Origin of the sequence: Pseudomonas sp. Cab53 (assembly GCF_018325965.1) — a bacterium.
Lineage (GTDB): Bacteria > Pseudomonadota > Gammaproteobacteria > Pseudomonadales > Pseudomonadaceae > Aquipseudomonas > Aquipseudomonas chlororaphis_E.
Genome location: NZ_AP021902.1, coordinates 3,699,119 through 3,710,800, shown reverse-complemented (window position 1 = coordinate 3,710,800; position 11,682 = coordinate 3,699,119). Strand labels below are relative to the sequence as shown.

Sequence of the window (11,682 nt, the reverse complement as noted above, 5' to 3'; positions counted from 1 at the left end):
TCAGCGGCGTCGCGACGCGTGTGCGCTGATCTGTAAATGATGGCCTTGTTCATGCAGCAGGTCGCGTAAGCGCAATAAGTCGCCACGTCGTGGGATGCCGGCCATCCAGACGCTGCCGCTTTCGTCAAACATCAGGTCAAGCGCCTTGTCGGCGGGTTCCAGCAGGCGTTCGTAACGGCCCAGGCGTGCCTGCCCCAGGGGCGTAAGCAGGCTCAGGCGTTGATTATCACTGCCGCGCAAGGCCATGGTCTGGCTGAGTGCTTCGATATAGGGGTCGCTGATCAAGGCGTCTATCAGGCCATTGGCTTGAAACAACGGCTCATCGAGTTGCTCCAGGGAGTAGCCGCTATAGACCAGGATGTCGAGATCGCTGCGTTGACGCAGGCTTTCGAGCAGCGACCGCAGGGCGTCGAACTGGTCGAACGGCTCTCCGCCGGAAATCGTGATCCCGTCTGCCTCGTGCAGCCAGGGGGTGATCTGTTCTAGCAGTTGCTCCAGCGACAAGCGCCGGTGTCCTGGCCCCCATGTATCGGCAGAGATGCAGCCAGGACAGCGGATGCTGCAGCCCTGGAACCAGATACCAAGGCGCCGTCCCGGGCCGAGGGTGGTGACCGGAAAGTGTACGCGCGACAGACTGAGGTCCATGTTCAGCGACGTTCCATCTTCAGCCCAGCGATGTCCAACTCGGTGATGGTGAAGTGCTCGCCTGGTTGAGCATCCTGATCAAACAGCGCCCGCGACAGGGGATTGAGCAGGCGTGCCTCCAATTGGTTGCGGATGCCTCGGCCACCGTTGGACAGATCCTGCAGACAGAGGCCGTGCAGTGCCTGGCGTGCCTGGGGGCTAATTCGATAAACAGGTTCTGTCCCTGCAGATCGCTAAAAGTGGCGTTGACCATCTGTTCAAAGATCTGCACTGCAACGTCTTCACGAATGAAGTCGAAGACAATGATGTTCTCGCCGATTCGATTGAGGATTTCCGGTCGGTTGAGCACCAGCTTGAAATACCGGTCGATCTCGCTATGCACCTTGTCCTGGACCTGCTCGAAGGCTTCGCCCGGCAGGACGTTCGCGACGCGTTCGCCATTGTCGCCCTGGCGATAGATCCCGAGGTTGGAGGTGAACACAATCAGCGCCTCCGAAAAGTACACACGGTCACCACGGCCTGAAGTCAGCACGCCATCGTCGAGAATCTGCAGGAATTTATCGAGGATCCGCGGATGGGCTTTTTCGATTTCATCGAATAACACCACGCTGAACGGCTTCTCGCGGATGGCATTGGTCAGCTCACCGCCGACGTCATAGCCGACGTAGCCGGGCGGTGCGCCGATCAGGCGTTGGTCGGCATGCTCGGCGCTGAATTCGGACATGTCGAAGCGGATGTATGCACTTTCGTCGCCGAACAGCAGGCTGGTGATGGTTTTGGCGAGTTCAGTCTTGCCTACGCCGGTCGGCCCCGCGAGAAAGGCTACCCCCCGTGGACGATTGCCCTTGCGACTGGCGCCGACGCCCGTCATCGCCCGTTTGACGATATCGAGCATGTGCGTCACTGCATGCTCCTGGCCTTTGACCCGCTGGTGGACGAGGGCATCCGCCTGCCGGATGCGCTGACGGTCGATCTTCAGCCACGGATCCTCGGTGACGCCGATCTTGTAGCGGCGCACTGCGTCGGCAATCTGCGGCATGGGTACACCCTCGACGCGCGCCAGTTGAGCAATGGCACTGAGATCGAGCAGCAGCAAGCCTTCGGTATTCTGTACGAAGGCATCCACAGCTTGATGCATGATCTCTTCGCTGGCGCCCTGGCTGCCACTGAGCCCCTTGAGCAGCGCCGGTGCCAGTGCGCGACGGGCCAGTTGATCGGGCTTGGATACGGGAATGTGGCGCAAGCGCGGGTTGTCGACCAGCAGCCAGTCGGGTAGATCACCTTCTTTTTCCACCAGCCACAGCAAGGTATTGAAGAAAGGTTTGCGCAGTTCTGTGGCTGGACGGCTGCGAGCCTGATGGGATTGCACCAGGGCCTGGGTAAAGAGATGATGTTCAGCCGCGCTGAGGGCGTCGTTGCGGACCGCCAGGCGCGAGGCGAAATCGATGATCAATGCGACCGGTTCACCAGCACGACTCACCAGCCGTGACAGGGTGGCGCCCAGCAGGTCGATACCTGCCGGTGCGACGCCGTTCACCGGGGTCAGGCCAAGTTCCTGAAGCACCGTCAGGCCGGCCTCTGGGTCGGAACCAGGTTTGCCGACAGCCCGGAAACCGGATACCGGATCCCAGGCAATGACTTGGGCGTAGCCAGCATCGAGCAGGGCATTACAAAGGGTTTGGTTGAAGCTCTGGGCGGTCACCGTACCGGGCGCCACCTCACTGGCCTGTAGGTCCCGGATGTTGCCTGACAGGACGAATTGGCTCTTCAGAGGCAAGAAGCGCAGAAGATCTCGCAGCCAACGTGGGCTTTCAAATATCGCAATCCCTGACATGTTTCAGCTCGTAACGTTGGGTCGGTATGGGCAGGGTATTGCTCAATGCGCCCATTTGCCAGTGCGCTGCTACGGAAAGTTGTGTTGAGAGAGCGCTTCTTAGGGGGCGCTCGTTTCTTTTATCCTGCGGCACGTAGGCCGCGGATAATCTGCAGCCTTGAGGCATCCGCTACGCTGATCGGAGCTGAGCTTCGATCGCTCCCTTATCGATGACCGACCAGACCTCGCGGATCCTGCCGTCCTCGAACGCGTAGAAGACGTTTTCGGCGAACGAGATGCGTGTCCCATTCACCGCCAGGCCCAGGAATTCCCCAACCGGTGCGCAATTGAAGGCCAGGCGAGCTGCCAACTTAGGTGGGTCGATCACCAGGAATGCAATCGCAAAGCGCAAGTCGGGGATAGCCCGATAATCTGCTTCCAGCATGCTTCGATAGCCGTGCAACCCTAATGGTTTTGCGTTGTGAACCACATCCGGGTGCACAAAATGGCCCAGGTTTTCCCAGTCCTGTGCATTCAGGCAGGCGATGTAGTCGCTATAAAGATCGGCAAGGTTCGGGCTCATGGGGCTGATTCTCCTCTTCATGTCTGTTCTTGCCTTTGCGATCCTAGGTCCGATTGTGATGTCTCATCAAGGCAGTGAGCAGAGTAGAAAGTCAGCGGTGTAGGTGACAGTGGTCATCGCGTTGCTGAACGACCATGGCGGAGCGTCCGGCGGACACGGGGACGCCGACGCGATGGCGCCAGGCAATGCTGACTTTCAATAGGGTTGAACGGCGGCCGGCGAACTTCCGGTCGCGGGCCAGTGAAGGTTTTACAGCGTGATACTGGCGGCTGGGTAGAACAGAATATTGAGTACGAAGAGGATCATCCAGAAACCGATTTCGAGCGTTTCGGTAATAGGCTGGATCTGTTTGATTGCGCCGTAGACATGCACGAAGAACATCAGCGTGAAGACCACGAAAAGAATATCGAAGGCATAACTGAAACTGGTGCCGGTGGTGGCTGAACGCAACATCGCTACTTCAACGACAAGGATGAATGCACCGAGGCAACGGCCGAAATAGATAGCCAGATGTTCGTGTTCGGGGACGGTCCAGCGCATAAGCCGGGCCCATTGGAGCGGGGCGAAAAAGATGGGCAAGGCAAAGAAGAGGGTGGTCACCACCATCAGGGTTGTGATGTATTCCTTGCTGTATTGCGCATAGTAACCAAGCATTTAAGAACTCCTTGTCTCATCCGCACGCCTAGGCGCCCGGCAGTAATTATTATTGTGAGCGGCGTGAAGTGTTGCGAGGGCTGACCAGAAGCGTCAATTGTCCAAAAGCGCCTGCTACCAAAAGCGCGGAGGGGAGTAGTACCACTTACACACGCCGTTTCGACCGATGGCCGTGGTATCTGGGCGGAACTCACTGCGGCGAGGGCGACTGGCGTTTGCGCGGCGCGAAACGGGTAGTGTTGAGGTTGAGCACAACTGTGGGTTAGAGGCGAAATCGCCCACGGAAGCCAGGGGATCGCTTCCCAAACAAAAAAGAGCATTTCGGCACGCTTATCGAGCATTTCGGCACAGTAGCCACGCTTTGTTCAACCTAGACTCGAGCTTCACTCTAAGACTCAGATGGAGCCGCGATGAACATCAGATCAGTCCTGCCTGCACTTACCATGGCTGTAGCATTCAGTGGATATGCCGCCGACTTCTCACTGACCAGCCAGGATATTGCTGACAAACGTCCGCTGACCAAGCGCGAAGTGTTCCAAGGCTTCGGTTGCGAAGGTGGCAACACTTCTCCCGAGCTTTCCTGGGCAAACGCTCCCGCAGGTACTAAAAGCTATGCGATCACGGTCTATGATCCCGATGCACCGACCGGTAGCGGTTGGTGGCATTGGACGGTGGTTAACCTGCCGACTTCCACCAATAGCTTGCCGAGAGGAGTGGGAGCGAACCTGCCTGCCGGTGCAGTACAAGGGCGAACCGATTTTGGCCAGCCGGGATTTGGCGGGGCTTGCCCACCTGTAGGGGATAAACCCCATCGATATCAATTCACCGTATGGGCGTTGAAAGTAGATAAGCTACCACTCGACAGTGAGGCCAGCGGTGCCTTGGTAGGGTACATGCTCAATGCCAACGCCCTTGCCAAAGCGACCATTACTTCAACTTACGGACGTTAAGAACGATGCGCCCTTGTGACGGCATACAGCACCGGGAAAACATTATCGATGCGTGTGTCATACGGGCGCGACAGCCATTGACCTTGCCAAGGGTGCCGGTGTTCGTGACCACCTTGTGTCGAGTGCGGCAAGGGGAAAAGCTGTTGCAATGGGATGATCGGGAGATGCGTGCCGGGCCGCAACATCTGATCCTGATGCCGGCCGGACGCGAGCTGGGTATCTCGAACTTCCCCGGACTTCACGGTCACTACATCGCCGATGCGGTGACCTTTCCCATCTCGGCATTGCGTAACTTCAGCGCCCGATATAGCCAGCAGATCATGAGCCGTCAGGGTGTACTGAAGACCGATCTATGCGTCCCTCTGGACAGGCACACCACACAGGCATGGGATCAATTGTTGGCCTCTATCCATGCGAACTCCCCGGACGCATTACGCGCGCTCTACGGGGAAGCGGTTCTTCTGAGTCTGTGCCTTGGTGGCCAGATCGGACCTCTGCTGATGGGGCGCAACGATCCCGTTCGTGAACGTGTGCAGCAGATCGTAATGGGCAGCCCGGAGAAAGACTGGACGGTTGCGACCATTGCACAACGCCTGAATCTGGGTGAGTCGACGTTGCGTCGCCAGCTGGCGAATGAGGGGGACAGTTTCCGGAACATTCTGGAGGGCGTTCGACTGGCCACGGCGTTGCAAGGGTTGCAAACAACTTCTCGCCCTATCGGGGAAATTGCCGCGGCCAGTGGTTACGCCTCGGCCTCACGTTTTGCGGTGCGCTTTCGCTCACACTATGGGCTGTCGCCACGTGAATTGCGGGCAGCGATTTAAGCCTGAAACGTTGCGCTACGATTTGGGCATTCCTTTGCAGGCACCCGCCAGAGGCCGATGCAATTGCACAGCCGGTATTGATCAGGCCTGGATCATCAACTACCCGAACTGGATTTGAAAACACCACTAAGGACAAAGGCATAGCGTTCCGGTCGGATGTAAAACGTCGTGCGGTCGCAGCAGCGGCCGTCGGCGAAATAGGACGTGCGCTCCATGACCAGCAGCGCTGCGCCGCGTTTGATCTGCAGCGCGTCGGCCAGCTTTTTGTCGGCCTCTTGCGCACGGATTGCCAGGTCGGCGCGAATGACCGGCAGGCCGGTGATGGATTCGAGAATGGAATAAATCGGTTGATGTTCGACTTCCGCCCAGGCCACCTCGGCCAGCTCGGCGGGTAAATGGCTGCGGCCCAGGGCGATGGGTTCGCCATCGACAGAGTGCAGCCGTTCCAGTAGCAGACAATTCCCGGTGTTTTCAAACAATCCCCGCAATGCCTCTGGAAGGGCCTGCAAGGCATGACTGATCACCTGCATGGTCGGCTGAAGTCCTTGCAACAACAACGCCTCATGGAAGCTGCGCAACGCATCCAGGCCGTGGCGCACCTGCTTGGCCGCGACGAACGTGCCTTTGCCTTGTTTGCGCTCCACCACGCCGTCATCACTGAGCTTGCCGACCGCCAGGCGAACCGTGACGCGGCTCACCCCGAACCGCTCGCCCAACTGCGCCTCGGACGGCAACTTGCCGCTGGGTTCATAGTCGCCGCGTTGAATTTCCTCCAGCAACCGGTGGGCGATCTGTTCGTAGAGCGAGGTGGTGCTGTCGCGAAGAATGGACGTAGACACTGTCAGCTTCCATGGTCTTGAGTGGGGCAGGGCCGTCACTTCTAAGGTTATAAAAATAGGTTATTGGGCGTACTTGTATTAATACGTATTATGTCGAGCATTGCCATTGTAAACGACCCGACGATACTTGCCATGCTCAGAACCTTACCGCGCCGACAGCTGCAAGCCGATGCCCTGACCGTCGCTGATATCAGCTTCAGTTACCCCAATGGGCATCGGGTGTTTTCCTCGTTCAGCCTGAATGCCAGACCCGGTGAATTCGTCGCGATCCTCGGGCCATCCGGCTGCGGGAAAACCACGTTGCTGAACTTGTTGTCGGGGTTCGTGCAACCGCAAAGCGGGCATATCACCATCAACCAGACCGCGGTGCGGCCAGAGCGTTCGGAGTTGGGGTATGTGTTCCAGGCGCCGCAATTGTTTCCCTGGTTGAGTGCCCTGGAAAATGCCCGTTTTGGCTTGCGGATGAGTGCCCGGACCAGCGAAGCGCAGCAGCGCCAAAAGGCGCTGCAATACCTGCGCCTGGTCGGTCTGGAAAAAGCGGCGCATCAGCTGCCGCATCAGCTGTCCGGCGGTATGCAACAGCGCGTCTCCCTGGCCAGGACCCTGGCGCTCGAACCCAGCGTGCTGCTGATGGACGAACCCTTCGCCGCGCTGGACGCCATCAGTCGTAACAGCATGAACGAAGAGACATTGCGTATCTGGGCCGAGCTCGGCCAGACGGTGTTGTTCATTACCCACGATATCGACGAAGCGGTGTTCCTGGCAGACCGGGTCATCGTGTTGAACATCGCCCCTGGCGGTATTCACAGCGAACTGGAGATTCGCCTGCCGCGTCCCCGTTCCAACCTGCAAACCCGCCGCTTGCCGGCCTTCCTCGATTACCGCAATGAGCTGATGGAACGCATTTCCCAGGTCATGGACGCGCCCCCGGGTACGGCTTTTCCCACCCCCCGACTTGAGATGACAGCATGACCAAACGTTCGCTGCTTGCCTTTTCCTTGTCTGTTGCCACGCTGGCAGGCAGTGCTTTTGCCGTGGCTGGCGAGGATAAACCCTTGCGTATCGGCTACGTCTTTGCCATGGCCAACGCGCCGGCGTTGATCGCCGACAAGCAGGGGTTCTACCGCGAGGAAGGCCTGGACGTCGACCTCAAGGCGTTGGGCGATGGCCCAGTGATCCAGCAGGCCTTGGCTTCCGGGGAGCTGGATGTGGCCTACGTCGGGACGCCGCCGGTGTACCAGTGGTTTTCCCGAGGCTTGCAAAGCCGGATCCTGGCAAAGGTCAACTACGGGCAGGCCGCCGTGATTGTCGATAGCAAGAGCCTGATCACCGGCCTGGACGCGCTCAAGGGCAAGAAGCTGGCGGGGGTCAAGAAGGGCAGTGGCATGGATGTGCTGCTGCGTGGTTACGTGCTCAAGGAAAAAGCCGGCCTCAATCCTGACAAGGACCTGGACATCATCGACATGCCGCCCGGCAATATGAACGCTGCCCTGGAACGCGGCATCGTCGACGCGGCGTTTTCCTGGGAGCCTTTTGTCAGCCAGTCAGTGCTGCGCGGCTCGAGCCGGATCCTGCTGGATGTCAACCAGGCGCTGCCACAGTATCCCTGGTACGTGGTGATCGCCTTGCCGAAAACCTTGCAGGAGCGACCCGATGACGTGGTCAAGCTGCTGCGCGCCCATCGCAAGGCCATCGCCTTTCTCAACGAGCATCCGGCCGAATCGAACCGGCTCATCGCCGAGGCATTCAAGCTAGAAGCGGTGCAAGGCCTGGATGGCAAGACCATTGCCCCAGAGGCCATTGTTGCCCAGGCACGTACGCGGCTGGGCTGGTCGGCGGATTTGCAGGCCTCGGATATCCAGTTCATCCAGCGCCTGATGGATTACTCCCACGACCTGGGTTTTATCGATACCACGCTCAAGACCGAACAGATCGTGGATACCGCTTACTTGGAAAAAGCCTCGCACTGAGTCCGTCATGTCCCTACCAAAACCGAACTGGGGATGGGCTTCGCTGCCGTTCCTGTTGTTGATCTGGGTGGCCTTGGCCAGCCGCTTTCCCACCTACATCCTGCCGCAGCCCTGGGATGTGGCCCGCGAGGCTGTTCGCTGGCTAGGCGACAGCTCGCTGTGGCAACACCTGCGGGCCAGTGTCCTGGAAGAGCTGGGTGGTTTCTGCGCGGCGGTCGTCTTCGCTGTCGTGCTGGGTACGGCGGGTGGACTGTCGTCGCGTTTTCGCGATTTCAGCTCGCCGCTCAACAGCCTGTTCATGGCCATCCCGCCGATCGCCTGGGCGCCGCTGATCATGATCATTTTCGGCCTGGGTTATGTCTCCATCGTCCTGGTGATCTTCATCGCGGCGATGTTTCCCATGGCGGTGACCATCCAGGAAGGCGTGCAAAGCATCCGTGGCGGAGAAGTCCGCGCGGCGCGCACCCTGGGCGCCAACGCCTGGCAACTGCTGGCCCACGTCTACCTGCCGGCTTCGTTGCCCTTCGTGACCGCCGCGTTGCGCATCGGCTTCAGCCAGGGCTGGCGGGCGTTGGTCGCGGCGGAAATGATCGGCGCCTCCCAGGGTATCGGCTGGATGGTGTCCACCGGTGGGCAGATTGGCAACAGCAGCCAGGTGCTGCTGGGCATCGTCGTGATCGGCCTGATTGCCTGGCTGATGGAGAGTTTTGTGTTCCGGCGCATCGAGCGTCATTACCAGAAATGGCGAGTGCAATAAGCACCTTGGCCCCCCTTCAAACCTTCAATGGACCATTGCACGAGGTGTCATGTGAGTAACGTTTTCGATCCCCGCGACGCCGGGCATTACATCGCCCCCCTGGGCCTGTACGAGCGCAACAAGCAACGGCCGTTCCTGGGCAGTATTCACAGCGACCGTGACACGCTGGTCGCCGGTCAATGGGATGAAATTACCCTGGTCTACGAGGTCGGCGGCAGCGGCCTGGCCGACGGCGCCTGGCTCAAGCTGGCCTTCAAGTTCTACTCCGATTGGGCCCTGTTCCAGACCTCGAACCCGGCCGGCCCCAACTATGTCAGCGCGGAGTACCAGGCCGGCGAGCTCGTTCCGGGCCAGAGCCAGGCCACCGTGCAGCACCTCAAGGTGCGCTTCGACCAGAAGGGCCATGAGCGGCCGTTCCAGAAGGCGATCATCATCGATATCGTCGACGGCTATCTGAATCCAGGCGACAAGGTCATCATTCGCCTGGGTGATCGCCGTCAGGGCGGGGCGGGCACGCGGGTGCAGAGTTTCGTGGAAAAAGACTTCCGCTTCCGGCTGTTCATCGACCCGTTGGGCAGCTCGAAATTTGCCGAGGTGCCGGGTGATCCGTTGCTCGACATCGTGCCGGGGCCTGCCCACGGCCTGCAGTTGATCGTGCCACGGCTGGTCAGCGCGGGAGAGGCGTTCGATGTGCTGCTCAGGGCCGATGATGCCTGGGGCAACACCTGCCGCCAGTTGCCGCTCAACGGCACCCTGACGTTGGTTGATCCTGAAGGCGTGGAGCGCCAGCGGCCGTTCACCCTGGCGACTGATGGCTGGGCCATTGCCCGGATTGCGGCCGTTGACCTCGGCACGTCGGGCGAGTGGCGCTTGCGGGCCGAGGTGAAGGCGCGGTCCGTGCGTGGGGCCCAGGCGTTTGTCACGGTCGATCCAGCGGGAACAGCATTGCGCCCTCTCTACGCAGACCTGCATGTGCATTCCGATGACACCGTGGGCACCAACGACACCTTGTACAACCTCAGCTACGGCCGCGACGTTGCCGGGCTCGATGTGCTGGGCTACACCGCCAACGATTTCAATATCACCGAGCAACGCTGGGACCAGGCGGTCAAGCTGATCCATGAACTCAACGAGCCGGGCCGGTTCGTCTGCTACCCCGGGACCGAATGGTGCGGTAACTCCTGTGCGGGCGGGGATCGCAATGTGGTGTTCCTGCATGACCGCAAGCCCGAGTTTCCCTTCGATAATCAAGGGCGCCTGGTGCGCTCCTTCGAATGGAACGAGTTCACCGCCGGTACCATCAAGCCGGGCGCCTGGCCGGTGGATGAGTTGTATGCCGCTTATGCCAAGGATCCCGAAGGCCATCTGATGATGCCCCACGTGGGCGGACGCCGTTGCAATCTTGACTGGCACCACCCGCAGCTTGAGCGACTGATCGAAGTCGGTTCGGCCTGGGGGCAGTTCCATTGGGTCTACGCCGAGGCGCTGGCCCGTGGTTATCGGGTGGGAGCCGCGGCCAATAGCGACGAACACCAGGGGCGTTGCGGCGGTGGTGTCCCGGCCACGGCGGTGTTTGGCTCCCGTGGCGGGTTGACCGGTGTGTTGGCCGACGGCTTTGACCGGGCCAGTGTCGGCAAGGCGCTTCGCGCACGACGCACCTTTGCCACGACCGGCGAGCGCTCGTTCGCCAGTCTGCGCCAGGGCGAACATTTCATGGGCGAGGTCTTCACCGCCGATTCGACCGCCGCGCTGGACTATCGACTGCTGGGAGAGGCCGGCTGGGAACAGGTCGACCTGTTCGACGGCGACCAGCTGATCTGGTCGCGCAACCTGCATCAGGAGCTGGGGTTTTCCACGCAACGCATCCGTCTTCGCCTGGGCGGTGCACGGATCAAGGACCGTTATCGCGGGGCCTACTGGACCGGCGAGATTCGCATCACCGGCGCCGTCATCAAGGGCTTTCAAGCGTTGGGCCTCGATCACCCCGAGCAAACAGTCTGGCGCCAGGATGCTACGGTCCTGGCCTTCCGTACCGACACCAATGGCGATACCGACAGCATCGAAATCGAGCTGTCGCAACTGGCTGGCGCCACGCTGCAGATCCACAGTCGCATCGACAACTACATCAAGGTCGGCGATCCATCGGAACCGCAGTCCTACGTGCATGCGCCTACGGTGCGGATGGAAGTGCCCGGCGAGCAATTGCTGGCGCTATCGGAGGTGGTTGAAGAGCTGCCGGGTGCGGAACTGAAGGTGTCCCTGGAGAGGGTCACGGCTGCGCCGCTGCCTCGCGAGTTGCAAGGGGCGATCGACCTTGCCGGGTTGAATCTGGAGCGAGGTCGTGAACACTCTCTGTTCATTTGCGCCCGGCAACGGGATCAGTCACGGGTCTGGACATCGGCGCTGTTTTTGACCTTGCCTGCCTGAGGTTGCTCCCGGAGCAGATCGCTCTTGCGTCATTCGAGACCTTGTCTAGAACGATTATTTCTTACGGTTATTTACATAGGCATTGATTGCATATCCATAACCGCTCAATCGATTCGATCACTGACAAGGTTTCTGCAATGAAAGCGAAATATGTGCAATGACGGATGATCTGGCGTTCCTGGCTTCGCCAGGCTGCTCGAGCATGCATTCGCGCTGTTGG

10 protein-coding genes and 1 pseudogene are annotated in these 11,682 nt (G+C 59.9%); 6 read left to right on the top strand and 5 right to left on the bottom strand.

Annotated elements, in window-relative coordinates; genetic code table 11:
• The 4 genes and pseudogenes from KI241_RS16080 to KI241_RS16065 all read right to left on the bottom strand — a co-directional run bounded on the left by KI241_RS16080 (nucleotide 1) and on the right by KI241_RS16065 (nucleotide 3,695).
• Complete coding sequence (locus KI241_RS16080) at nucleotides 1–645, bottom strand: 4Fe-4S single cluster domain-containing protein (protein WP_042731468.1); 645 nt, start codon at nucleotides 643–645, stop codon at nucleotides 1–3.
• A gap of 2 nt (nucleotides 646–647) precedes the next feature.
• Nucleotides 648–2,479, bottom strand: a pseudogene (locus KI241_RS16075) (AAA family ATPase).
• Between the two features lie 169 nt (nucleotides 2,480–2,648).
• Nucleotides 2,649–3,041, bottom strand: coding sequence for an ester cyclase (locus tag KI241_RS16070; RefSeq protein WP_042731470.1), 393 nt, complete (start codon nucleotides 3,039–3,041; stop codon nucleotides 2,649–2,651).
• Between the two features lie 249 nt (nucleotides 3,042–3,290).
• Nucleotides 3,291–3,695 carry a hypothetical protein gene (locus KI241_RS16065; RefSeq protein ID WP_042731466.1) on the bottom strand — a complete coding sequence of 135 codons (405 nt, stop codon included), beginning with the start codon at nucleotides 3,693–3,695 and terminating at the stop codon, nucleotides 3,291–3,293.
• A 410-nt stretch (nucleotides 3,696–4,105) separates the two neighbouring features.
• Between KI241_RS16065 and KI241_RS16060 the strand changes: the two genes are divergently transcribed.
• Together KI241_RS16060 and KI241_RS16055 are read left to right on the top strand one after the other, a co-directional pair.
• Entirely contained in the window at nucleotides 4,106–4,645 is a 540-nt protein-coding gene (locus KI241_RS16060; RefSeq protein ID WP_080922128.1) for a kinase inhibitor, read from the top strand.
• Nucleotides 4,646–4,650: 5 nt separating this feature from the next.
• Nucleotides 4,651–5,469, top strand: coding sequence for a helix-turn-helix domain-containing protein (locus KI241_RS16055; protein WP_042731465.1), 819 nt, complete (start codon nucleotides 4,651–4,653; stop codon nucleotides 5,467–5,469).
• Between the two features lie 95 nt (nucleotides 5,470–5,564).
• On the opposite strand, the gene KI241_RS16050 is transcribed toward KI241_RS16055, so the two are convergent.
• Nucleotides 5,565–6,308 (bottom strand): GntR family transcriptional regulator, encoded by a 744-nt coding sequence (locus KI241_RS16050; RefSeq protein WP_042731464.1) that lies wholly within the window; start codon nucleotides 6,306–6,308, stop codon nucleotides 5,565–5,567.
• A gap of 132 nt (nucleotides 6,309–6,440) precedes the next feature.
• Here KI241_RS16050 and KI241_RS16045 point away from each other — a divergent pair, with 132 nt between their 5' ends.
• The 4 genes from KI241_RS16045 to KI241_RS16030 are packed head-to-tail and all read left to right on the top strand — an operon-like array spanning nucleotide 6,441 to nucleotide 11,462.
• Nucleotides 6,441–7,280, top strand: a complete 840-nt coding sequence (locus KI241_RS16045; protein WP_042731463.1) for an ABC transporter ATP-binding protein — start codon at nucleotides 6,441–6,443, stop codon at nucleotides 7,278–7,280.
• A complete protein-coding gene (locus KI241_RS16040) occupies nucleotides 7,277–8,278 on the top strand; it encodes an ABC transporter substrate-binding protein (RefSeq protein ID WP_042731462.1) in 1,002 nt (333 codons plus the stop codon). The genes KI241_RS16045 and KI241_RS16040 overlap by 4 nt, the downstream gene beginning before the upstream one ends.
• 7 nt (nucleotides 8,279–8,285) lie before the next feature.
• Nucleotides 8,286–9,035: an ABC transporter permease gene (locus KI241_RS16035; RefSeq protein WP_123578882.1), complete on the top strand. Its 750-nt coding sequence runs from the start codon at nucleotides 8,286–8,288 to the stop codon at nucleotides 9,033–9,035.
• Nucleotides 9,036–9,086: 51 nt separating this feature from the next.
• Nucleotides 9,087–11,462, top strand: coding sequence for a hypothetical protein (locus KI241_RS16030; RefSeq protein ID WP_212802718.1), 2,376 nt, complete (start codon nucleotides 9,087–9,089; stop codon nucleotides 11,460–11,462).
• The last annotated feature ends 220 nt before the right edge of the window (nucleotides 11,463–11,682 follow it).